This is a genomic window from Stieleria maiorica, from assembly GCF_008035925.1.
In the GTDB taxonomy this organism is placed as follows: Bacteria; Planctomycetota; Planctomycetia; order Pirellulales; family Pirellulaceae; genus Stieleria; species Stieleria maiorica.
Genome location: NZ_CP036264.1, coordinates 849,320 through 873,484 on the forward strand (window position 1 = coordinate 849,320; position 24,165 = coordinate 873,484).

At 60.1% G+C, this 24,165-nt stretch carries 14 protein-coding genes; 5 read left to right on the forward strand and 9 right to left on the reverse strand.

Annotated features, from left to right (window positions below; all coding sequences use genetic code 11):
- Nucleotides 1–113: 113 nt before the first annotated feature.
- Nucleotides 114–2,639 (reverse strand): YfbK domain-containing protein, encoded by a 2,526-nt coding sequence (locus Mal15_RS02685; RefSeq protein ID WP_147866340.1) that lies wholly within the window; start codon nt 2,637–2,639, stop codon nt 114–116.
- A 24-nt stretch (nt 2,640–2,663) separates the two neighbouring features.
- Nucleotides 2,664–3,212, reverse strand: a complete 549-nt coding sequence (locus Mal15_RS02690) for an RNA polymerase sigma factor (protein WP_167546602.1) — start codon at nt 3,210–3,212, stop codon at nt 2,664–2,666.
- Between the two features lie 225 nt (nt 3,213–3,437).
- Here Mal15_RS02690 and Mal15_RS02695 point away from each other — a divergent pair, with 225 nt between their 5' ends.
- Both Mal15_RS02695 and Mal15_RS02700 read left to right on the forward strand, forming a co-directional pair.
- Nucleotides 3,438–4,790: a Gfo/Idh/MocA family protein gene (locus Mal15_RS02695; protein WP_147866342.1), complete on the forward strand. Its 1,353-nt coding sequence runs from the start codon at nt 3,438–3,440 to the stop codon at nt 4,788–4,790.
- A gap of 29 nt (nt 4,791–4,819) precedes the next feature.
- The gene (locus tag Mal15_RS02700; RefSeq protein WP_167546603.1) at nt 4,820–5,677 is read left to right on the forward strand and encodes a sugar phosphate isomerase/epimerase family protein; all 858 of its coding nucleotides are present in this window, start codon (nt 4,820–4,822) and stop codon (nt 5,675–5,677) included.
- A 97-nt stretch (nt 5,678–5,774) separates the two neighbouring features.
- Here Mal15_RS02700 and Mal15_RS02705 read toward each other — a convergent pair whose 3' ends face one another.
- The 7 genes from Mal15_RS02705 to Mal15_RS02735 form a co-directional block, all read right to left on the reverse strand.
- Nucleotides 5,775–7,055 carry an outer membrane protein assembly factor BamB family protein gene (locus tag Mal15_RS02705; protein ID WP_233903244.1) on the reverse strand — a complete coding sequence of 427 codons (1,281 nt, stop codon included), beginning with the start codon at nt 7,053–7,055 and terminating at the stop codon, nt 5,775–5,777.
- Nucleotides 7,056–7,059: 4 nt separating this feature from the next.
- The gene (locus Mal15_RS02710) at nt 7,060–9,216 is read right to left on the reverse strand and encodes a M3 family metallopeptidase (protein WP_147866344.1); all 2,157 of its coding nucleotides are present in this window, start codon (nt 9,214–9,216) and stop codon (nt 7,060–7,062) included.
- Nucleotides 9,217–9,267: 51 nt separating this feature from the next.
- The gene (locus Mal15_RS02715; protein WP_147866345.1) at nt 9,268–10,680 is read right to left on the reverse strand and encodes a TMEM43 family protein; all 1,413 of its coding nucleotides are present in this window, start codon (nt 10,678–10,680) and stop codon (nt 9,268–9,270) included.
- Between the two features lie 38 nt (nt 10,681–10,718).
- Entirely contained in the window at nt 10,719–11,729 is a 1,011-nt protein-coding gene (locus tag Mal15_RS02720; protein WP_147866346.1) for a sugar phosphate isomerase/epimerase family protein, read from the reverse strand.
- Nucleotides 11,730–12,030: 301 nt separating this feature from the next.
- Nucleotides 12,031–13,776 (reverse strand): ATP-binding protein, encoded by a 1,746-nt coding sequence (locus Mal15_RS02725; protein ID WP_147866347.1) that lies wholly within the window; start codon nt 13,774–13,776, stop codon nt 12,031–12,033.
- 5 nt (nt 13,777–13,781) lie between these two features.
- Nucleotides 13,782–14,381: a YfiR family protein gene (locus tag Mal15_RS02730; RefSeq protein WP_147866348.1), complete on the reverse strand. Its 600-nt coding sequence runs from the start codon at nt 14,379–14,381 to the stop codon at nt 13,782–13,784.
- A complete protein-coding gene (locus Mal15_RS02735; protein ID WP_147866349.1) occupies nt 14,378–16,456 on the reverse strand; it encodes a TonB-dependent receptor plug domain-containing protein in 2,079 nt (692 codons plus the stop codon). Before Mal15_RS02735 ends, Mal15_RS02730 begins: the two co-directional genes overlap by 4 nt.
- 515 nt (nt 16,457–16,971) lie before the next feature.
- Between Mal15_RS02735 and Mal15_RS02740 the strand changes: the two genes are divergently transcribed.
- The 3 genes from Mal15_RS02740 to Mal15_RS02750 all read left to right on the forward strand — a co-directional run bounded on the left by Mal15_RS02740 (nt 16,972) and on the right by Mal15_RS02750 (nt 24,077).
- A complete protein-coding gene (locus tag Mal15_RS02740) occupies nt 16,972–18,828 on the forward strand; it encodes a response regulator (RefSeq protein WP_167546604.1) in 1,857 nt (618 codons plus the stop codon).
- Between the two features lie 417 nt (nt 18,829–19,245).
- Complete coding sequence (locus Mal15_RS02745) at nt 19,246–20,556, forward strand: efflux RND transporter periplasmic adaptor subunit (RefSeq protein ID WP_167546605.1); 1,311 nt, start codon at nt 19,246–19,248, stop codon at nt 20,554–20,556.
- A 5-nt stretch (nt 20,557–20,561) separates the two neighbouring features.
- Complete coding sequence (locus Mal15_RS02750; protein ID WP_167546606.1) at nt 20,562–24,077, forward strand: efflux RND transporter permease subunit; 3,516 nt, start codon at nt 20,562–20,564, stop codon at nt 24,075–24,077.
- Nucleotides 24,078–24,165: the final 88 nt, after the last annotated feature.

The following is a 24,165-nucleotide window of genomic DNA, read 5'->3' on the forward strand; positions in this document are numbered from 1 at the left end:
CGTTGATATCTACACAAGTTCATGATTTTCGCCGACTGCCCTGGATGGGGTTCATCTTCCCCGGATGGAGCCGCGGTTGCAACGCCGGTACTGCATCTGCAGCACGACACGCATCATTCTACTGCCAACCGTTTCGCCTGTTGGACGAGTAAGACGAACTCGTCGCGATAACCCGAACGATCATCGATCGCGCCGGAGGTGGCGATTTCTTCGACCATGTCCAGGTCGCAGCTGCCTTTGTGCGGGGAGTCTCGAAGCAGCATTGCGAAGGCGGCCACGCCGGCGGCGAATTGGAAATCGCGGTCGGTTTCATGGAACGCCTTGCCGCCATCTTTAGCGGCAAATTCGATCTGGCGGCCCTGGCCTCCCGTCGGCGGTTGATAGAAAATCGTCAACGTCAACAGTTCGCCGCTGGCAGCTTGCTCCCGCAAGCGAACCGGATGTTGGTACTTCAGGTCTCCCGTCGTCGTCGGCCCCGCGGTCACACCGCCGTCTGGAAGTTTCCGACGGGGCACAACCTCATACAGCGCTGTCACGGTGTGCCCCGCCCCGATCTCGCCGGATTCTTTGTTGCCATCCGCTACATCTTCCGCGGCCACGAAGCGATTCTCTTCGCCGATCAAGCGATATGATTCGACTTCCATCGGATTGAACTCCACCTGCAGTCGGACGTCTTTGGCAACCGTCACCAGACTGCCCTGAATCTGATCGACCAGGACCTTCCGCGCATCGTCTTGGCTGTTGACCAGTACCGAGTTGCCGTTGGCTTTGTTGATGATCTGTTCGGTTACTGCGTCGTTGCGGTTGTCGATGCCGAATCCCAGCACGGTCAGGAAGATTTTGTCGGCGGCGTGTTGCTGTGCCAGATTCACCAGTTCATCGGTGTCGGTCAGGCCGACGTTGAAATCGCCGTCGCTGCACACGATGACTCGATTGATGCCGCCGCTGATGAAGTGCTCGCGGGCGATGTCGTAGGCCAGTTGGATGCCGCGGCCGTCGTCGGTGGATCCACCCGTACGCAGGCGATCCAGTGAATCGACAATGACCTTTTTGCGATCGCCCGAGGTTGAATCGAGCACGATGCCGGCTGCTCCCGCGTAGACCACGATTGCGACGGAATCCTTTTCACCGAGTCGATCGACCAACGTTTTGATGCCATCGACCACCAGCGGCATTTTGTTGGGACGGTTCATCGACCCGGAAACGTCCACCAGGAACACCAGATTGCTGGGAGGACGATCCAGGTCAGGCACCTTTGCCTTGATCCCGATTCGGGCCAGCCGATGTTGCGGATTCCAGGGGCAGGGGGCGATTTCCATCGCCGCGGCAAACGGAGAGTCGTCTTGTGGGGGCGCGTAATGGTAGTCGAAGTAGTTGACCCACTCTTCGACCCGGACGGATTCGGGAGCGGGCCATTGGTTGTACTGGTTCAAGTTGATTCGCAACTTGGCGTAAGCAGTGGGGTCGACGTCCATCGGAAACGTCGAAAGCGGCGCGCTGGCGACCCGCATGAAGGGATTTTCGGCGATCGGCGCGAATCGATCTCCATCATCCCGCGGCATCGGTGGCCCGGCACCGCCTTGGCCGGCTCCGGTCATCGCCCCCATCATCATCTCGTCTTCCTGCGTGCGGCCGGCGATGTTCACGGGATCGTTTGCCCCGAAGTTCATCGCCCGCGGCGGGCGACGGCGATAGGGCGGCGCGACCGGCTGTGCCAACAGCGGATTCATTTGAATCGAACGCGCCGGGCCGTTGGGTTCGGCCGGGCTATTTGGCTGTGGCGATTCTTGTCGAGGGGCGTCGGATCCGGTCGCGACCGCGTCGTCGGTGTTGTCGTTTGCGGCGGCATCGGATTGCACGAGATTCGCAGCGTCGCCCTGCGTTGCAACACTCTGGGGGACAACACTCTGCGGTACAACCGGATCAGGGGTTTTGTCGGGCGGTGCTGCCGTCGAGTCGCCTTGTGAATCGGCTGCAAGGGCGGGCTGCATGGCCGACGCATCGTTGTCCGTCTGATCGCCGCTTGTCGTCTTGGGATCAGACGTCGCCAGCGTGCCGGTTTCGGGTTCGGCCGGCGGGACGCTTTCCGGTGCGCCGTTACTCGATCCTTTCAATTGCGCTGTCGCGGTGTTGGTGGCCAGTGTCGCGCGGACGGCGGCCAATTCCATCTCGACAGAACGTTTCGCAGCGACCAGACGCTGGTTTTCGGATTCAATCTGGCTGATTCGATCTTGCAGCTGTTGGGTATCGGTATTCGCGGTGATGACTCGATTGAGAGCCGGCAACGTCAACCCGGAAATCAGCAACAACGTGGCCGCGACGGCCAAGCCGGCCACCCAAAGTCGTGTGGACGAATCCGTACCGCCGGCCGTGACCGGCGGTGGCTCGGGGTGGGGAGCTTGGATGGCGTTTTCGATTCGTCGGCGATCGAATGGATTGACACCGACGGTCTCGGACGCGAATTCAGCTTTAACCGCTCCGACGGCGTCGCGTACCGACGCGACGATGGCTCGCACCTCCGGCGATGCGTCCATCAACTTCATGAACTCGGTCGCCTCCTCGCGTTCCAATTCACCGAAGACAAACGCGGTCGCGCGCTCTTCGATCCTTTCGTATTGGTCGGTCGGTTCGGATGCCATGATTCGGATTCCCAGGATGATGTGTCATTCAGCGGCGGCGAGTCGGTTGCGAATCAATTTCAATCCCGTGCTCAACAGGTAGCCGACGTTGCCGACGCTCAGCCCCGTCAACTCGCTGATTTCGCGGTAGCTTAAATCCCCGTGAATCTTCAGCCGGATGACCTCTTGCTGTTTTGCCGGCAACGTGGCCAGCAGACTTTGCGCGTTTTCGTGTCGTTCGGCCATTTCGACGACGGATTGCGGGCCGGCGTCTCGGCTGACTTGACGTGCGGCGCTTGCATCATCGAGCGTCTTCATTCGGCTTTCCTTCTTCAGGATGTCCAGTGCACGATTACGACAGACTCGAAAGAGCCATTGCCGGACTCGATCTTGGACCTGCTGGCGCGGTTGTCGGCACAGTCGAACGAACGTGTCCTGAACGACGTCGCTGGCGCGGTCGCGATCGCCCAATAACTGTGTCGCATAACCCATCATCGGCAATTCGTTCTCTCGGAACACTTCGGTCAGCCACGCTTGATCGCTCAGCCGATCGGGATCGGCCTGGTCGCCCGACGAATCGCATTGGTGATTCAACTGGTTCATTACCCGCGCAAGCAGAAGGATGCTCGTCCGTGCACAGTGGAAAACGATCGGACCGCGACGCCCTTAGAAAAAAACTCGTTTTGAAGTGACGAGAAGCCCAGAAAGTTGAATTTTGGCCCGAATTCGACGTCCCGTGTGCCAAGCGGTTACACTTTTCTCCTCCCCGCCAGCGTTTTTACGCCCACTATCCTCCCCCCATTTGCCGGGTCCATCGCCATGCCTGTCATCGATCGTCGTCGGTTTCTTGTCCACCATGCTGCCGTGGCCGCTGCGGCCGCCACATCGGTCACCCTGGCCCCGCGATGCGTGCGTGCTGCGGCCAATGATCGATTGAAGGTGGCGTTCATCGGCGTGGGAGGACGCGGCGCGAGCAACTTGAAGGCGATCACGGGAACCGGACGCATCGATGTCGTGGCGATCTGTGACGTCGACAATCGCTTCCTGGAAAACACCGCCAAGCAATTTCCCGCGGCACGCAAATTCCGCGACTTCCGCAAACTTTATGACGCCGTCGGGAAAGAGATCGATGCGGCGGTGGTCAGCACGACCGAGCACATGCACGCCTACGCCACGATGCCGGCGCTGCAATTGGGAAAACACGTCTACTGTGAAAAACCACTCGCCTACAACATTGCCGAAACCCGCGCGGTGACCGAAGCCGCCGAGCGGGCGGGCGTCGTGACGCAAATGGGAACCCAGATTCACGCCGGCGCCAACTACCGCCGCGTGGTGGAGTTGATTCAATCCGGGGCGATCGGTGACGTTCACGAAGCCCACGTCTGGGTCGGCCGCGCCTGGGGATTGCAGTCCGAAGCCGACGCCCAAAAGAACGATCGACTGTTTGTCGATGCCAGGCCGAAAACCGGGATGACGCCGCCGAGCTATCTGGATTGGGACCTCTGGTTGGGACCGGCGCCGGAAAGGCCGTTTCACCAGGTCTATTTTCCCGGCCCGAACTGGTACCGCTGGTGGGATTTTGGCAACGGCACGATGTCCGACCTGGGCAGCCACTGGAACGACCTGCCGTTTTGGGCGCTGCAGTTGGACGCGCCGCAAACCGTCGAAGCCTTTGGACCGGAGCCACATCCGGAGATCGCACCGGCGTCGATGTCGGCCGAATATCAGTACGGCCGACGCGGCGATCGAGGGCCGGTGAAATTGACTTGGTATCAGGGGACACACAAGCCGGAGATTTGGGAACGCGGGGAGATCCCAAAGTGGAACAGCGGCGTGCTGTTCGTCGGTTCCAAAGGCATGTTGTTGTCCGATTACCGCAAGCATCTGTTGTTGCCCGAGTCGGATTTCGAGGACTTCGTTTATCCCGATCCGTTCATCCCCGATTCGTCCGGTCACCACGAAGAATGGGTCGCCGCCTGTTTAGACGGCGGCGAAACCGGCAGCCCGTTCAGTTATGCCGGTCCCCTGACCGAAGCCAATCACCTGGGCAACGTCGCCTTCCGCGTCGGCAAAAAAATCACCTGGGATCGCGAAACGATGAAGTGCATCGGATGCCCGGAAGCCGATCCGTTCATTCGCCGCCAACCGCGCGCCGGTTGGTCGTTGTCGTGACGCCGAAGTCCCTTCTCCAGGAAACCACCATGTATCGCCGAACTCTTCTCAAGTCTGCCGCCTTTTCCGCCGCAGCGGCAGCCACGTCCACGGTAGCCTCCAACGCATCGGCCGGCGAATTCACCGGCAAGATCAAAAAGGCCGTCAAGCTTCACATGGCGACCGGCGATGCTTCGGTGTTAGACAAGTTCCGCATGATCCGTGACCTCGGATTCGACGGCGTTGAAACACGCGTCAAGCTCGGCAAAGAAAATGAGGCGTTGGTTCGATCTTATGCCCAGGCCAGTGAATCCACCGGGTTGCCGATTCATGGAGTGATCCATTCCAGCAACCCTGACTTGGTCGGCGCGATCGATCAGGCCAAGTCGTTGGGGGCGACCTCGGTCTTGCACGTAGTTCGGTACGATCGCAAGATCAGTTACCTGCGGAATCATGAGGAGACCAAGCAGATCATCCGGAGTGCGGTCGATCAAGCCGAAAAACAGGGCGTGATGATCTTGTGCGAAAACGTCTGGGCGTCGTACTTGATCGAGCCGATGGGGATGGCACGATTCGTCGATTCATTCGACAGTCCGATGGTCGGGATCTATTTTGACGTCGGCAACGTCGTCCGCTGGGGATGGCCTCAGCATTGGCTGGAAGTGATCGGCCGGAGAGCCAAAAAGTTGGACATCAAAGAGTATGACCTGGGCGTTGCGATGAACGAAGGCATGCGGGAAGGGTTCCGCAAACCGCTCGGTGAGGGCAGCATCGAGTGGGACAAGGTCCGCAGCGAGCTGACAAAGATCGACTACCAAGGCTGGGCGACCGCCGAGGTCAAGGGCGGCGATCGGGCTCGGCTGGCGGAAATCGCCGCACAGATGGACCGCGTGTTGGATCTGGCTTGAAGCTATCCCGCCGGGGCAACGATCGTGCAATGGGACCAATAGGACACATAGGACTTATTGGTCACATCTGTCCTATTGGTCCTATCGATCGCGTGACCTACTCGGTTTCGATGCGATACAGCTGTGTTTCACTTCTCAGCAGGATCGCGTCATCGACGACCGCAAATGAAGCGAACGTCCGATCATCGTCGCCGAGATCGTTGACCGCCAATTCACTGTATTTCTTTCCTGGAGCGATCACCGTCGTCGTTCCCGTTTCGCTTTGGAAATAGATCCGACCACCGCCATAAAACGGTGACGCGGAATACTTGCCGCCCAGCCGCTTTTTCCAATGCAGTTGGCCGGTCGCGGCATCGACGCACGAAGCGACGCCTGCGTCATCGACGAAATAAAGTTCGTCACCGACGGCCAGCATCGACGGCGTCTTGGGGACGCCCTTGTCCATCGTCCAGCGGACGTGCGACTCGGTCACATCACCGCGTCCGGTCGGATCGATCGCATACAGCGATGCGGAGTCGTAGCCGCTGCTGACGAAAACGAGTCCGTTGGCGTAAACCGGGCGTGGAACGACGGAGTAGCCTTCGCCGTAGTCGACATGCCACAGCTCGCGACCGGTCTCGCAGTCGTAAGCGACCACGGCGCCGCTGCCCGGACAGACCGCTTGCATTTGACCGTCGACTTCGATCAACGTGGGCGTGCTGAACGAAAACCCTTTTCGGACGTCGGCCCGCCGGTCGGTTTTCCAAACGACGTCGCCGGTCGTCGCGGAGATGCCGGCGACGAATTGCTGGTCGCCACCATCGCAGGTGACGATCAACGTGTCGTCGCAGAGTACAGGTGAACCGCCGTTGCCGTGGACGGGTTTGAACGTCAGCGTCTGTGTCTTCCAAACGACCTCCCCGTCGGTCGTCAAGCAAGCCGTTCCGGAGGGGCCGAAGTGGACATACAAACGATCATCGCGGAGCACCGGCGTCGCGCTGGCGTGGCTGTTCTTCTTGTGCATCTGGATGTTTTCGCCGGATTGGCGAAAGACTTCCCGGTCCCACAGGATCTGTCCGCCGTCGGCATCGATGCACAGCGCGTGCAACGATCGCGCCTTGTCCGCACCATCCTCGATCGCGGTCGCGGTGGTCAAAAAGATCGTGCCCCCTGTGACGACTGGCGAGGACCAACCGTCGCCGGCGATCGGGGTTTTCCACGCGATATTTTCGGTCTCGCTCCAGGTCAGCGGCAGGGTGGCGGCGTCCGAGTGACCGTGTCCTCCGGGCCCACGGAACTCCGTCCAGTCCTCGGCAGTGCAGGTGGTTGTGGCGATGCAGCCGCCAAATAAGACGAGCAGCAAGACGACCAATCGGTAGCGTGTTGGGGCAAGCATCATCGCATCAAAACCCACGTTTGCGCATCAAGGCCGACGTGTCGACGTCACGTCCCCGAAAGCGTCGAAAACCCTCCGCCGGGTCGATCGTGTCGCCGACGGAAAAAACGTTCTCATCGAGGCTCTTGCAAAGCTCTGGATCGTAGAACGATCCGGCGTCTTCAAACGCTTCGGCCGCATCGGCGGTCAAGGCGTCGGCCCACAGGTAACTGTAGTAGCCGGCCGAGTAGCTGTCGCTGCTGAAGATGTGGGCGAAGTGGGGCGTTCGGTGTCGCATCGGCAATTCATCGGGCATCCCGATTGCTTTCAGCGTTTCTCGTTCGAACGCGTCGGGGTCGATGCGATCTTGGTCACTGGTGTGAAGCTTCATGTCGACGATGGCACTGGCAAGGTATTCGACCGTGGCGAATCCCTGGTTGAACGTCGACGCCTTCTTGATCTTGTCGATCAACGATTGCGGCAGCGGTTGGCCGGTTTCGTGATGCACGCAGTACTTCCGCAACACCTCGGGGGTATCCAGCCAGTGTTCCAGCAATTGCGATGGAAACTCGACGTAGTCACGGGCGACCGATGTCCCGGCTTGCGAGGGATAATTCACTTGCGAGCTGAGACCGTGGAGGGCGTGGCCGAATTCGTGGAACAGTGTGACGGCATCGTCCCAGGAAATCAGCACGGTTTCGCCTTTGCCGCCCGGGATGAAATTGGAATTGTTGGAAACGATCGGCGTCTTCGCCTCGCCCATGTTTTGTTGGACACGGTAGGCGGTCATCCACGCGCCGCTGCGTTTCCCCGCACGGGCGTACGGGTCAAAGTACCACAACCCGACGTGCTGCCCATCGCGACCGGTCACCTCCCAGACGCGGACGTCGGGGTGAAACACGGGAACGTCTTCAGCCGGCGTGAACGAAAACCCGAACAATTCGCCGGCGACCCAGAACATCCCTTCACGCAGCCTTTCCATCTGCAGGTACGGTTTGACCTCGCCCAGGTCCAAGTCGTACTTCGCCTTGCGGACCTTTTCGGCATAGAAGCGGTAGTCCCAGGGCTGGATCGTGATTTTGTCTGCAGCGTCGGATGCTTCGGCGTCGGCAATCTTTTGCATGTCGGCGACCTCTTCGGCGACACGGGCGACCGCTTTGGGCCAGACCTGGTCCATCAGCGCAAATGTGGCTTCGGGGGTCTTGGCCATCGTCGGTTCCAGCCGCCAATGGGCGTGGGTCGGATAGCCGAGCAGTTTGGCCCGCTCGCGGCGGAGTGCCAGGATTTCGGTGATGATGCCGTTGTTGTCGTGCTCGTCGCCGTTGTCACAGCGGTTGTAGTAGGTCCGCCAGACCTGCTCACGAAGCGGTCGGTTTTGGCTGTACGTCAGGAACGGGTCCATGGAAGATCGCGTGTTGGTCACCGCCCATTGATCGGGTTGGCCGCGTTCTTCGGCGGCGCGTTTCATCGACGCCACCACGCTCTCGGGTAATCCGGCCAAATCGGATTCCTTTTCGACCCAGGTTACGAAGCGTTTTTCGTCTTCCAGGACGTTTTGGCTGAAATCGGTGAACAACCGCGCCAGATCGGCATTGATTCGAGTCAGTCGGGCTTTGTCGCCGGAGGACAGTTTCGCGCCGCGGCGGACGAAGGTCTTGTAAAGTTCATCGATCAAGCGGACTTGCGCGACGGTCATCGATTTCTTGGCGTCGCTCTCGTAAATCGTCTCCAGTCGCTCAAACAGGTCGCTGTTCTGATAAATGCTGTCCGAGTGGGCGGCCAGCTTGGGCGCGACGACGCGTTCGATGTCCGGGATCGGGCCAAGATTTAGGTTGGAGGAATGAACGCCGAAGATGGCGTCCAGGCGGTCGAGTGCTTGGCCGGCCTGTTCCATCGCGACGATGGTGTTTTCGAACGTCGCCGGTTCGGGGTTGGTCGCGATCTGATCGATTTCGGCCGCCGCTCGTTCGATCGCCGTCTCAAACGCGGCGATGAACTCCTCGCTACGCACCAGGTCCCACGGCGGCACGCCTCCATAAGGCCCCGTCCACGGCTTTAATAAGACCGAATCATTCATCTTCTTTTGCTCCGTCGTTGTCGTGTTCGCGTTTTCTTGGGCCTGCAGCAAGCCGAGGTTCAACATCAAGATGCCGAACGAAAGGGTGGCGATCGATGAGTATTTCATTGGGCGATGGGTTGAGAGGGGGCGTCTTTGATCAAGCCAAATCTGAGCGGATCAAGCCAAATCGGCGTGGGTGAGGGTGTCGGGTTGCTTCGCGCGTTTCGATCGGCCGCGCCGAACGATGATGAAGATCGCACCACCGGCGATGACCAGCAAGGTGATCCCCAACAAGGGCCGATAAAAGACCCAGGCGATTCCGATGACGGTCATCGCCCCGGCGATCGTCAGCAAGCCGGCGACGATCGCGGTCCCGAATCCGACCAACGACCCTGCGATCGGCAACACGTCAGCCAGAACGACCAGCGGTCGCAGCACCAACATCAGGCCAAAGAACATCATGCCGGTTCCCGCCACTCGCAGGAACCACGTCAGCATGCGGTTGGCCGCTTCTTCTTGAGCGATCATTTCGGCGGCGCTGTGGACTCCGACCTTCAGCACGTTGATCGTCGTTCCGTAATGCGTCTGGAAGGGCTGGAACGAGTCGCCGGTCTGTTGGCTGAGCAAACTGACCGTTTGCGCCGGCGTGGCGGTGAACCAGACGCGGACGTCACCGATTTGCGGTGTCGACGTGTCCGCTCGTTCTTGCGAGGATTCGGAGGGCCCATCAACGGATTCGGAGGGCCCATCAACGGATTCGGAGGGCCCATCAACGGATTCGGATGGCCCATTGACCGGTTCGGGCCCATTGACCGGTTCGGGGCGATCGCCGTCGGTCGATCGCGATTGGTCCGGCGCCGTGAGCGTTAATTCCGCCGCGGCGGCGGGCGTGGGCGTCGTCTGTTTCGCCGGCGGCGGGTTGGAAAAGACATAGATCCGCGATCCGCCCTCCGGACCGTCATTGCGAATTACCGAGCGGTCCCGCAAATCTTCGGGAAGATTCGCCGGGCCGAGTTCCAACGCGTCTTCTCCGCCGATCATCGCGACCAGGGAATCGGGTAACCGGAATCGGCCCAGAGAAACGTTTTTGGCCTGGTAGGTCCGGTCGGCAAAGACGAACTCGGTCGGGTTCCGGTGCGACTGTGCTTCGTCAAAACCGCTCGAATCGATCAACCCGGGGAACCAGTCTTTCTCGTAGGTGTATGTCGTGGTCGTCCGCGTTCCTCCGCCCAGCTTTTTCTCTTTGCTGGTCTGTTCGTTTTCGTTCCACTGGTACATCTCGACGTGGCGTGTCAATCGGACTCCGTTGTACTCGATGGCAAACTCGTCGTCGCGGAGGACGTCATCGGTTTGGACTTGCCCGGACGTGTGGACAAACTTTCCATCGTTTGTCGAGTCGACCGAATCGGGCTGGATGTCGACGACGACCTTGGCACCTTCCTTCAATCCCTTGGCGGTGCGGACCGCGCGGCCTTCATTCCAAAACAATAGCGGAACGGAAACGATCGTCAGCAGGCCTCCGAACAGGATGCCCACGAACGCTTTGCCGATGCGGCCGAACCACGATTCTTCGGTGACGTGCGTACCCATTGGGATTCTCGCTTAGACGGAAAGGCAATCGTGGGGAATCAAGCGAACGCCTTGCGCAGCGTTTCAAGGCTTTTGGGGATCGCGGTCGCGTGCGATTCCTTGCCTTCGAATTCCAGCGAGATGTATCCCCGGTAGTCGACCGCCGCCAAGATCTTTGCCACTCGGTCGTAGTCGATCTCCAGCGTGTACCAGGTTCCACCGCCGAAGTAGGTCTTGGCTTGGACGAAGACCGCTTCGGGAGCGAGTTGTTCGTATTGGGCGTACTGGTCTTCCAAGAAGTTGCCCGTGTCCAAGGTCGCTTTTAACCAGGGCGAGTCGATCTCGTTGATCAGACGCAAGACGCCCGCGGCGGTTCGGCCGAGCCCCCAATGGTTTTCCAGCCCCAGGACGACACCGCACTTTTCCGCCGTCGGCAGGCACTTTTCCAGTCCCTCTCGGACCCAAGCAAACCCGTCGTCGTCGCTATACCCCTCCAGTCGCGGCTCGATGCCTTTGTTGGCCATCAGCGTGTCAAAGTCCTTGGACGTTCCCCAGCGACCGGTGTTCACGCGGATCGTCGGAATGCCCAACGCGTAGGCCAGTTCGATACAGTGGATGGTGTGGCGGACGTTTTCTTCGCGTTTGGCGGCGTCGGGATAGACGAAGGATTGATGCGTCGAAAACCCGCACAGGTCCAATCCGCCCCGAAAGGCGCGTTGTTTGATCCGTTGCAGCGTGGCATTGGATTCGTCTTCCATTTGCACGTGCAGGATTTCCACGCCGTCGAATCCGGTCTCGGCCGCCAAGTCGATGCACTGCTCGATCGTCAGTTTGCTGTCGTCGCGATACCGCCAGTAGGAATACGTGGAAACGGCGATCCGGTTGCCTCGCGGTGACCGAGCGGTGGTTTCGGCCGCCGGTGCTTTCGGAGCCAGCACGCCGGCCGCCAGCGGGGCGGCTAGCGCTCCGGCGATCGCTTGCCGGCGACCGAATCGTGGCGAGGGGCCGGAACGTGTTCGGTCGCGGCCGGAGGGTGTTTGGTCACGGTTTGAAAGAGGGGGCTGATTCATCGGATCGGTTGCTCATCGCCGGTATCGTGCGGATCGCCAAGGTGACAGTGCTGTTTTAGCGTATTGCGAAACGCAGAGCCATCGACCCTGCCCCGAATGGTACGGGCGTCCGTGTTGCTGTCTAGCCTTGAGGGACCGTCCAGCTTAAGGCGATGCTTTTCTTGGCGTACGATGGCCCTTCCGGGCCGTCGCCCGTGGGGCTTTAGCGCGACGACCTAGAAAGGACGTCGTACACCCATCCACCGACCATCTCTTACCCGATCGGCCAGATCATTTGGATTCGTCGCATTTCGCCTCTGCCCTAACCGGCAAACGCTTTGCCCGGGCTGCGGAGCGAAACCGGCAGGACCAACGTGAACGTGGCTCCCTTTCCGATCCCATCGCTGTGGACCATCAGCCGGCCGCCCATTTCGACGGCCGCGATCGCCGACGCGTGCAGCCCGAAACCGTGTCCGTCTTTTTTGGTCGTGAAGCCGTTGGAGAAGATCGTCGTGATCCGGTCGGGGGCAATTCCGATTCCGCTGTCACGGACCTGGAACCAGACCTCGTCGCCGTCTTGCCGCAGCCGCAGCGTCACGCGTTTGGTGTCCGAATCGTGTTCCAGCACCGATTCCTTGGCATTTTTGACCAGGTTGACGATGATTTGGATCGCCTTGGCCTTTTCGATTTCGATCACCGCGACCGGATCGTACTCACGCACCAGTTTGACGTCGTGTTTGGAGAAAGAATCGTGAACGAAACGGATCGCGTCTTCGAACAGCGATTCGGGTTGCAACTGTTCGGTCACACCGAAGGCGCCGGCGTGGGATTGTTGGGCGCGGACGATGTCTTTGATGTGTTCGACGTTGGACGCCAAAGAAACGACCTCGTCCAAGATGGAGCGTTGGTCGTCACGCATGCTCTCGGACAGCTTGCCCAGATATCGTGGCAAGATCTTTCCCTGGTCCGTTTCCAGCAGGAATTCGGCCAGGTCGTCTTCATTCTGCGTCAGCAGCTGGACGGCTTTTTCGACACTGGCCAATTTGATATTTCGAACGCGTTGGTCGATCAGATTGGCGCTGATGTTCAAACTGTTCAGAACGTTGCCGATGTTGTGCAGCACGCCGTTGGCGATGTCGGCCATTCCGGCACGCCGGGAGACTTCCAGGAGTTGCGCGTGAGTTTCCTGCAGCTGTTTCGTGGCGTGATCCCGGGCTTCGACTTGGTTTTGCAGGGCGGTGTTGGATGATTCGAGTTCGCGGGTCCGGTTTTCGACGCGCTGTTCCAGATCCTGGTTCAGTTCCTTCAGCCGCTTGCTGGCTTGGATCACCGCTTTTTCACGGGACTGGACACGATCGAGCATGTCATTGAATTGTCGGTACAAGACCCCGATTTCATCTTCTCCATCGTGATAGACTCGGATGCTGCAGTCGTCGCTCTGGGAGATCTTTTTGGCCGTCGATGCCAGTCGCAGGATGGGGGCGGTCACCGATTCTTGAAGGTGGGAGATGGCGAACACGCCGATGATGATTGAAAGGGCCAGCACGACGGCGGCGGCCAGCAGGTGGGACCGCCGCGCCTGTTTCAGGTCGGCGGTGGTTTCCCGCAAGATCAACGTGCCCAGCCGATTTCCATCGTCGATGATCGGCACCGCCACTTCCAGAAAACCGTCGTCGCTGTAGCGAGCCCCGCCGGCGATCGATCGGCCGCTCGGCAGCGATCGATCGGCGCTGTGATGATCCACACCGCCGCGGCGATAGATCGCAAACAGGTTTTGGTCGGAATCCAAGATGCATGCGGTGGTGATCGTCGGGCGTCGCTTGACGGCCGCCAACAACTCTTCGGCGGCATCTTGTTGTCCGAACGCGATCGCCGCCGTGCTGTTGGTGCTAAGCGTTTCGGCGATCGCCGTCAGCTGCGTGGCTTTGGATGCCGAAATGCGGCGGACGTCCAGGACGACAAAGATGACACAGGCGACCGTGACCGCCAACGTGATCGCCGTGGCCGCCAGGAACGTCAGTTTCGTTCGCACCGAAACGTCGCGAAATCGTTTGTTGGTGATTCCCATTGGCGCTAGTCCCGCTCGATGGTCGCGATGTTCAGCAATTTGGCGTCGGCCTGGAGACCGCGTCGGGCCATCGCATCGATGTTGATCCTCAGCCCGATCGTTCCGTCGCGATCGGTAAAGAAGCGGATCGGAACGCCGCGTCGGGATGCCTCGGCGGACTCGCAAATCAACAGCGATTTCTGTTGTTCGGTCCGCCGGATCGCCTCGGCTTCGTCTGCCGACGCGATTCCCGCATGCAGAAAGACCAGGTGGCAAGCCTGGATCACGCCGACGGAATCGAATTGTCGAACGACGATTGACCGGCCGCGGGCCTTTTTCTTCGCCGCGACCTGATTGATCAATCGAGCGTGGGGATCACCGTCGATGATTCCGATCACCATCGGCGACGATGCATCGGTGTGCGCCGTCTCGGGCCAACGCACGTAACGCAAAAAGTTATACAGGTAGGCGACCTTCACTTTCTGCTCGGTCGCGACGCCGACATCGGCCCGTGCCGTCGGGGCGCCCACAAGACCGGTCATCACCAACAGAGCAACGGCCAATCGGATCGGTCGCGTGACCGATCGCCGAACGTGACGCCGGGATGGATTGTCGTTCATGTTCATCGTCGCCACTCCACGTACGCATGAACGCTTCGCGGCACTTCGGTCGGAACGTCGCCGGTGAACAGATTGGGGCCGAACTCGTAGTGTCGCCGGTCAAACAGGTTTCGCCCGACGATCGAGGCGGAAAGATGGCGTCCGAGGTTCCAACCCAAACGTGTGTCGACCGCCAGATACGACGGCGTTGCTTCGGCCGGCAGACTGTCGACATAGCGGGTGATCAGATCCAATTGGCAACCGCGACGAAGGTCGAAGGAATTGGTGAGCGAAACTTGATTGCGTGGCAACGCGTCCGACTTGCCGGCCGTGCCTGGGACCGACGGCGGCGGTTCATCAAACTGAATCCGCTGAAACGCGTACCAGCCTCGAACCGTCCAACACCCGGTCAGCTGAGCGGTCGCGGAAAGCTCAAAGCCGTAACCATCGGCCGACGCGGTATCCGAGATGTCCAAAAACGGAACACCGACAGTCGGGAAATTCAGACGCAGCGCATGCAATTTGTCATAGTCGTGGAAATAGGCCGTCGCGTCCCACGAAAGGTACTCGTTGGTCTGTTGCCGATATCCCACTTCATAGGCTACCAAGTTTTCCGCCCCCAAGTCGCCGTCTGTGAAAAGCATTAACGGAAAGTTACCCAGCGGTGTCGGCTGATTGACAATCAATTGCCCGTCGGCCGACAGACGCGACGGTGTGCGGACGGCGCGTGAGATCGCGCACCACGCCGCGTCCGATTCGCTGGGCAGCCACAGCAACCGCGCGCTCGGCTGGAGTTCGAAGTTGCTGAACGTGTTGTGCGAAAATTTTGATCCGAGCGTGAAGTACAACACGTCTTCGAGCAACGTCATTTCATCTTGAATGAACGCGCTGAATCGTTGCACCGTGCGTTGCTGAGGGTCTGCGGCGATGTAGGGCACCGGGTCGTTGTTGGTCAATTTGTCAAAAATGGCGCGGTAGCCGGCTCCCCAGATGATGGCGTGATCACATCGGTAGCGGAAATGGCTTTGGAAATCCAAATCAAAGATGTTCGTTTGCTGGTTAAACCCGTAGGCTTTGCGATCGAATCGGTCGTAGTACAGTTGCAACGACGATTCGTGATCCCTCGAGTGTTTTCTCGTCCAACGCGTTAACAGGTTGCCCCCGGCGACCGGTTGATCGAACCGCAGGCGTCCGGCAAAGTCGCGATCGGACAAACTGTCCGACTGGCCGTTGTAGTACTGGCCTTGAAAGCTGACTTGATCATCCGAGGGCGCGGTCCAATCGGTGCGGAAACCCAACCGTGCCTGTTCGGTCGCGTCGTACGGCGTGCCGCCGACCAAATCCATTTCGTCGCGCTGGTACCACTTGCCCCAGACCCGATAATCGACTCCCGATTCGGTTCGGCCGCCCAATCGTCCGCCGACGAACCCTTGTTCCAACGTTCCCGCACCGGCGATCGCATAGCTGCCGTGGGTCTGGGAACTGGGCTTGGTCAGGATGTTGATGACACCGTTGACGGCATTGGCGCCCCACACCGTCGCTCCGGGGCCGCGGATGACTTCGATCCGCAACACGTCTTCCAGCAGCACGTCTTGGACATCCCACAACACCCCGGCGAACAGCGGGTTGTAGACGGTGCGACCGTCGATCTGAACCAGCAGCTTGTCGCTGAACCGCCCCGACTCGCCGCGGCTGCTGATGCTCCACTTGTTGCCATCGATCCGTGACACCTGCAGCCCTGGGGCCAAACGAAGCACTTCGGGGATCGACTGGTACCCGCTGCGACGAATCATCTCGTTCGTGATCACGAACACGGCCGCCGGCGATCGGCCGATCGTGCTCTTTTGACGCGAGACCGACGTGACTTCGACCTCCAGCGATGGGGCCACCGACGTCCGCCGCAACGCACCGAGGTCTTGTTCCAACAGGGAATCGAGTTCGCTGTCGAAACTCTCGTCATCGTCCGCGGCATCGGAACCGTCGGTCGCGTGGTCTTCGTCGGCCAACGGAGGGGCGATGTCGGCCCCCACGCCGGGTGCGGCCGTCTGCTGGGCGTGCCCGGTGGTGCCCGCGCCGACCAGAATCGCTGCGACAGTGAACACCGCGAACGGGAGCACTATGAACCGTGCCGCCGTTCTCCCTCGCGTTTCGATCGCTCGGTCGCCCTCTCGGACGCCATGACAGTCTGCGTTCACCGCGCCACCCCGATTTCGATGCCCACTTTCTATCGCGACTCAGCGACCTGCTGACGAACAGGGCGTTCCCGCTCGCGCTGGCGTTTGCTAGCTCGTGTTCGGCACGCTCGTGCCTGAGACGTGGACGTACATTCCCCCGCCCATTCATGTTGTCGAATGCACGGAGCATCAATTCCAATGATTTAATGATCTTTACGGTCATCCACAACCTTATCCGCCCCGAAGGGCGTGTTAAGTATGCGGATCGGGAGTGCCGGTTGTCCCTCAGATTGAAACATTTCGATCAGATCTATCCTGCGATCGATCGTCTTGTGCTGATCACAAGCGAAGGTTTGGGGCAACAAGAGACATTGGCGACGAACGGAAGACGATTTGTGATCTGACGATCGAGCCGCGCACCGAAGGACGACCCAGAAACAATGATGGATGACGCATCTAGGACGAGCACCAGGACCAGCGGCGGACAACTCGTCGACGAGCCCCCACGGTCGCGAATCATCATCATCGATGACAACACCGCGATTCACGATGACTTTCGCAAGATTTTGTGTGACGATTCCGGCGGTGATTCGGAATTGGACTCACTGGAAGTCTCCCTGTTCGGCACTTCCTCGCGCCAGGCCAGGGCGTCCCGGTCGTACGAATTGGCATCCGCCTATCAAGGTGAAGACGGATACCGGATGGTGTGCGAGGCGATCGAAGAGGGGCGTCCCTTCAGCACGGCGTTCGTCGACATGCGGATGCCCCCGGGCTGGGACGGCGTGGAGACGATCCGTCACCTGTGGAAGGCCGATCCCGATCTGCAAGTTCTGATTTGCACCGCGTTCTCGGATTATTCCTGGTCGGAAATCGTCGAGGAACTCGGCCACAGCGACCAGTTGCTGATTCTGCGAAAACCCTTCGACGCCGCAGAGGTTTCTCAGATCGCGGCGGCGATGACCAAAAAAAGAAAGCTGACCGAAGCGTCCCGAAACACCGTCGCCGACCTGGAAGAAACCGTTGCCGCGAAGACGAACGAGCTTCGTCGCGAGATGAAGCAACGGGAACTGGCGCAGCAACTGTTGCTGGAAAAAGAAAAACAGCTGCGTGAATCCCAAAAACTGGAAGCGGTCGGGATGTTGGCCGGCGGGATCGCGCATGAGTTCAACAATCTGTTGCAGATCATTCTTTCCTATGCGCAATTCGGAATCGACTCCACCCAGGCGGGCGAACCGTTGCACCAAGATCTGAAATGCATCCTCAAGGCCGGGGAGCGCGCCAGTTCATTGACGCGTCAATTGCTCGGCTTCAGTCGCCGCAAACCGCTGTGCTGTGTGGATATCAACGTCAATGATGTGATCGCCGAATTGGTTGCCCTGGCCAAGCCGCTACTGGGGTCTCGGATCACGCTTCGCCAAAACCTGCATCCCCACTCGGTGATCGTGCATGCCGATTCGGTCGAACTGCAGCAAGCGCTGCTGAATTGTTGTATCAATTCACGCGACGCGATGGACGGTACCGGCGAGCTGACGTTGTCGACCGAACCGGTGGATCTGGATGAAGCGTATTGTCGCAAAGACGAGGTGCTCAAACCCGGGCCGTTCGTTCGGATTTCAATTTCTGATACCGGCAGCGGAATGCCACCGAACGTGTTGGAGCGGATCTTTGAGCCTTTCTTCACGACCAAGGAAGTCGGGTCGGGAACAGGGCTGGGAATGGCGATGGTCTACGGGTTGGTGAAACAGCACCAAGGGCACATCGAGGTCGAATCCGAAGTCGGTGTGGGCACGACGTTTCGAATCTTATTGCCCGCGGTCAAGACGACTGCGAAAGAGAAGGAGCAAGTGCGACCGGTCGCCGACCGAACTATGGACGACAGCGGCAGCTTCGGAACGATCTTGGTCGCCGACGACGAAGAACTGTTGCGACAAGTCAGCAAGCGGATCCTGCAACACGCCGGATACGACGTGGTGTTGGCCAGCGATGGACAAGAAGCCGTCGACCGTGTCGAACAATTGGCCGGCCAGATCGATCTGGCCATCCTGGATGTCATGATGCCCAACATGACCGGGCGCGAAGCGTGCACCCGCATCGCAGAGAGCAATCCGAATCTGCCGCTGTTGTTCTGTACAGGCCATGACCCCGAAGTCGCTCAAAAGGGTGAAGTCCCGCCCGGCTATCCGGTCGTTCACAAGCCCTTCACCCCCGACCATCTGCTTTCGTCGGTCCGCGAGATCCTGGACGAGCACCAGAGACTGCTTCAAGAACGCAGAGACGTTAATTCGGCGACGACGGTGTGAGTCGTGTGAACGGTAGTGGACGACGCGAGGAGTCCTCGCAATGCAACCCGAATGGACTCGTCGCCTCGTCCACTACCGGAAAACCGAGCTGCGACGGTCGCCGTGTTCTCCGAACTCGGAGCGTACGCGAAAAAGCGAAACTTCGCCCCGCGCCGACCTCGGAGAGGGCGGCGACGGTCCGCCGCACGCGAAGATAAAGCTGCGGCACACTATTGGTGCTGCGTTCCCATGCGATCTTCGGGTTCATGGGTGGGTGACTTTGGCTCGTCGCGTCCGCCCCTTTTATCGGTGATCGTGTGGTGAGCGGTGGGGCGTTGAAGTAGGATAGGGACGCCTCCCGGATTCCGACTCCCACCCCTCTCCCACCTTACCGATGAATCGGCCCTGTTTTTCAGCGGCGCGATTCGGATGCTGTTCATGTCCAAATCGCCATTTGTCCGTCGCGCCCTGTGGTGCGGCACGTTGGCAGTCACGTTGTTGATTGTCGATGGGGTGCCCGCCCAGATTCCCGGGCCGTCCGAACCAGAAAACCTTCAGCCGGTGATGGCGTGCCGCGTCCGCACGGGGCAGGCCAAGTCGGCCTATCAGCTGTTGGGCACGGTGACGCCCAGTCGGACCACCACGATCGGTTATTCGTTGCCGGGGCGATTGCGCACCTTGCACGCCAAACGCGGCGATCGGCTTGCCGCCGGCGATGCCGTGGCGGATTTACAGACCGATGTGATTCAAATCGAACTTGCCGCCGCCAAAGCGGAATTGCGTTTGGTCCAACAGCAACTCGCCGAGTTGGAATCCGGATCACGACAGGAAGACATCGCCGAAGCCAAGGCCAGGATGGAAGCCGCCGGTGCGATCGCGCGTCGGTCGGCCAGCCAGCTGGAACGGCTGTCCAAACTGGTGCGATCCAAAGCCGCCTCGGTCGAAGAACTGGACGTGGCGACGGCGGAGGCGAATTCGTCGCAGCAGTTGTTGCAGGCGGCGACCATCGCCCATGCCCGATTGGTCGCCGGGCCGCGGGTCGAGCAAGTCGCCCAGGCCCAGGCGCGTGTGGATCTGCAACGCGAACAAGTTCGCCTGCTCGAAGACCGGCTCAACAAGCACACGCTGATCGCACCTTTCGACGGTTACGTCACGGCCGAGTACACCGAAGCGGGCGCTTGGATCACCGCCGGCGATCCGGTCGTCGACTTGATCGAACTGGACACCGTCCGCGTCGAAGTCGCTGTCCCGGCCGCCCAAGTGGTTTCGCTGCGTCCGGGGCAAACGATCCATGTGGAATTCGACGCGCGGCCGGGCGAATTACTGCTCGGGCAACTCGAACGCATCGTGCCCGCCGCCGACACGCGGGCGCGAACGTTCCCGGTGTTGGTGCGGATCAAAAACCGAATCGACAACGGGATCCCGATGCTGATGTCCGGGATGGTCGTGCGGATGGATTTGCCGATCGGGCCGGAAGTCGAGCTGACGTTCGTGCCGACCGATGCGATCGTCCTGGACGGCCAGCAACAGTCGGTGTTCGTCGTCGATGCCGATCGTGCCGCCGCCTCCACAGCGGAGCAACCGAAACAGGCGGCCGTCGTCCGCAAAGTGCCGGTCAAGCTGGGCGTCGCGCAAGGAGATTGGATTTCGGTCCGCGGTGATCTGCCGGCCGACGCCATCGTCGTCACGCGGGGCAACGAACGTTTGGCGGCCGGACAGTCTGTGGAGGTCACCGTCTCGGACGGTTGAGTGACGTGTTTGAAATCCTGATTCGAAACCCGGTGAAGGTCTACGTCGGCGCGATTCTTGCCGCGATGTTCGGCACGCTGTCGCTGGGGTTGATCCCAAAGCAACTCGTTCCGGAAGTCCAAAACCCAGTGCTGACCATCGAAACTCGATGGCCGGGGGCCAGTCCCCAAGAAATCGAACGCGAAATCGTGCTCGAGCAGGAGGAGCAGCTGCAGGGCGTCGAAGGGCTGGTCAAACTATCGTCCAGCTGTCGTGTTTCCTCGGCCGAAGTCACGCTGGAATTTGAGATCGGCACCAACATCGATGACGCACTGGCGCGGGTCAACACACGTCTACAACAAGTGCGTGAGTATCCGCTGGATGCCAGTGAACCGGTGATCGAAGCGGCCGACTTAAGTGCCCAACCGATCGCGCGGTTCGCACTGACGCCCCGGCCGCCGACCGGCCAAGCGATCGCCGAATTCCAGGCGGCCCACCCCGAGATCGCCGAACTGCTGGAACCGGCACGCTTGGCCAGCAATTCCGCCCTCCGCGTGTTTCGTTTGCAGAACTGTTTGAACGAACACCTCGCGGCGCACCCGGCGCTGGAAGCGCTCAGCCCACCGCCGGTGGATCTGGAAAAGCTCCGCAAGCTTTCCGAAGACTTTGTCGAAGCAAGACTGGAGCGCGTGCCGGGGGTTTCCAACGCCGAGACGCGCGGCGGCCGCGAAGAAGAACTGCAGGTGATCGTCGACCCGGCAAAACTGGCGGCGCGGCAGATCACGATCCGCCAAGTCCGCGAGGCGCTCAATCGGCAAAACAGCGACACGACCGCCGGTGATTTCTTCCAAGGCAAACGGACCTGGGTGATTCGAACACTGGGCCAGTTTCGCGATCCCGAACAAGTCAAACAACAATTGTTGGTCTCCGATGGCAACACACGGGTCTATGTCGGTGACGTCGCGGAGGTCAAGCTGGGTTACAAGGACCGCGAAAGTATCGCCCGACGCTATGGTACCGAAAGCATCAGTTTGAGCGTCGGCCGGGTCAGCGGCGCGAACGTGATGGAGGTGATGAAGGGGCTGCGAGTTGCCAATCGCGAATTGAACCAAGGGGTGCTCGCGCGCGAAGGATTGGAGTTGTTTCAGTACTACGACGAGACCGAGTACATCGAATCGGCGATTTCGCTGGTGGTGCAAAACATGCTGATCGGAAGCGCCGCGACGATCATCATCTTGATGTTGTTCTTGCACTTCAGCCGTGCGACCGTTTTGGCCAGCGTGGCGATCGCAGCGACCGCCGTCGCGTCGGTGTATGTGTCGCCCTGGTTTTACGTCGGCACGGTGTTGTTGATTTTTGTGCTCGGCTACCGGATCGCACGCGGGGCCCTGGTCGCTGCGGTGGCAATCCCGATCAGTATCGCCGGGGCGTTTCTGTGCATGACGCTGTTGGGCCGATCATTGAACGTCATTTCACTCGCAGGGATGGCGTTCGCCGTCGGGATGCTGGTCGACAACGCGGTCGTGGTGCTGGAGAACATCACGCGGCGGAAGCAGTCCGGGGAGAATGCGTTTGTGGCATCGTCGCGTGGTGCCGGCGAAGTCGCCGGCGCGATCATCGCGTCAACATTGACGACGATCGCCGTGTTCCTGCCGGTGATTTTTGTTCAGGCCACCGCAGGGCAGTTGTTTCGAGACATCGCGTTGGCGATCAGTTGTGGCATCGCGTTTTCGATGCTGGTTTCTTTTACCGTGATCCCCACGGCCGCCTCACGATTGTTCGCCCGTCGCGGTGGCGGGAATGAATCGCAGCCGGCCGCCGGCGACACCGATGTAGACACGCATCGCAATGGCGATTCAGAGGGCTGGTTCGAGCGGGTGGTCCGCGGTGCCGCGGGGTTGTTGGTCGGTTCGGTCGTCGGTCTGAACACCTGGGTGCTGCGGTCGCGATTGCGCTCCGTTGCAGTCGTTTTGGTGATGACGGGAATCTCCGTCGGACTGAGCTATCTGTTGTGGCCGAAGGTCGAGTACCTGCCGACGGGGAATCGCAATTTCGTGTTCGCGCGGTTTTCGATTCCCGCCGGCTATAACTTGGACGAACTTTCCGACATCGGGGCGATCGTCGAAGACCGGTTGCGGCCGCTTTGGGATGTCGATGAAGGCAGTGGTCCGGTCGACGGATCCGACGCACCGGTGTTGGATTATTACTTCTGTTCGATCCGCGAACGCAGCCTGTTCATGGGGTTTCGCGCCCGGGATGCCGAGCGGGCGTCGGAGCTGGTGCCATTGATTCGCAAGGCCGGCGCAGATTTGCCGGGGATTCGCGTGATGGCGTCCCAGTCCAGCTTGTTCGGACGCGGCATGTCCGGCGGCAGAACCATCGATGTCGAAATCTCCGGTCCCGAACTGGAGCAATTGGTCGTCATCGCCGGACGCGTGCTCGATGACGTCGAACGGTTGATGCCCGACGCCCAAGCGACGGCCCAGCCGAGTCTGGAGTTGTCCAGCCCCGAGATCCATCTCCGGCCCAAGTTGTTGGCGGCGTCGGAAATGGGCATCGACACGACGTCGCTGGGGTACGTCGCCGACGCGATGGTCGACGGCGCTTATGCCGGCGACTACTACGTCGGCGGCGACAAGATCGACATGACGATCAAGGGACCGACCGGACGCAATGCCGACCCGCAAGCGTTGATGTCGCTGCCGCTGGCGACCGGTGACGGTGAAGTCGTGCCGTTGATGGCCGTGGCTCAAATGCAATATGGCAGCGGACCCGAACAGATTCAACGGCGTGAACGATTGCGGTCGATCACCGTCGAGGTCAGTCCGCCGGATGACATGCCGTTGGAAGCGGCGATGGAACTGGTCAGCGGCCAGATCGTCGCGCCGCTGGTCGACGAGGGCACGATCGGCAACGAGTACTTTGTGGCGCTGTCAGGCACCGCCGATAAATTGCGCCAAGCTTGGGACGCACTGCGTTTCAATATTCTGATGGCCGTCGTGATCACGTACCTGTTGATGGCCGCGCTGTTCGAATCCTGGCTGTACCCCTTTGTGGTCATCTTCAGCGTGCCGTTGGGAGCCGTCGGCGGCATCGTCGGATTGTGGATGCTGAACTTTTTCGTCCCCCAATCGCTGGATGTGCTGACGATGCTGGGCTTCATCATCTTGATCGGCACCGTGGTCAATAACGCGATCTTGATCGTCCACCAATCTCTGGTGCACATGCGCGAAGAGCACCTCGCGCCGATCGAAGCGGTGCCGATGAGTGTCCGCACGCGGATTCGTCCGATTTGCATCACGACGTTGACGACGGTGCTGGGGCTGTTGCCGTTGGTCGTGTTCCCGGGAGCCGGGAGCGAGCTGTATCGCGGTTTGGGCGTCGTCTTCTTGGGCGGAATGATCGTGTCGACCTGTTTCACACTGGTGCTTGTGCCCGTCGTCTTTGTGTTGTTGATGGACCTCCGCACCGCACTGAAGCTGTCGCCCGAATCGATGCACCTGCCCGGTGAGTCGTGGGATCGCATTCCAGCCTGTCAATAATGGCTCGGGCATGCGTGTTGGTGTACAGGCTTCAGGCCAATACCGCTAAGTTAACCGTTGTTTCCTGCGGGGAGGGCCCGTAGGCTCG

Bases quoted from the DNA above. Each gene is read 5' to 3' on its own strand.
- Mal15_RS02740 (WP_167546604.1), top strand. From the start codon at position 16,972: ATGGATGACGCATCTAGGACGAGCACCAGGACCAGCGGCGGACAACTC.
- Mal15_RS02710 (WP_147866344.1), bottom strand. From the start codon at position 9,216: ATGAAATACTCATCGATCGCCACCCTTTCGTTCGGCATCTTGATGTTG.
- Mal15_RS02705 (WP_233903244.1), bottom strand. From the start codon at position 7,055: ATGATGCTTGCCCCAACACGCTACCGATTGGTCGTCTTGCTGCTCGTC.
- Mal15_RS02700 (WP_167546603.1), top strand. From the start codon at position 4,820: ATGTATCGCCGAACTCTTCTCAAGTCTGCCGCCTTTTCCGCCGCAGCG.
- Mal15_RS02725 (WP_147866347.1), bottom strand. From the start codon at position 13,776: ATGGGAATCACCAACAAACGATTTCGCGACGTTTCGGTGCGAACGAAA.
- Mal15_RS02720 (WP_147866346.1), bottom strand. From the start codon at position 11,729: ATGAATCAGCCCCCTCTTTCAAACCGTGACCAAACACCCTCCGGCCGC.
- Mal15_RS02730 (WP_147866348.1), bottom strand. From the start codon at position 14,381: ATGAACATGAACGACAATCCATCCCGGCGTCACGTTCGGCGATCGGTC.
- Mal15_RS02745 (WP_167546605.1), top strand. From the start codon at position 19,246: ATGTCCAAATCGCCATTTGTCCGTCGCGCCCTGTGGTGCGGCACGTTG.
- Mal15_RS02685 (WP_147866340.1), bottom strand. From the start codon at position 2,639: ATGGCATCCGAACCGACCGACCAATACGAAAGGATCGAAGAGCGCGCG.
- Mal15_RS02695 (WP_147866342.1), top strand. From the start codon at position 3,438: ATGCCTGTCATCGATCGTCGTCGGTTTCTTGTCCACCATGCTGCCGTG.
- Mal15_RS02715 (WP_147866345.1), bottom strand. From the start codon at position 10,680: ATGGGTACGCACGTCACCGAAGAATCGTGGTTCGGCCGCATCGGCAAA.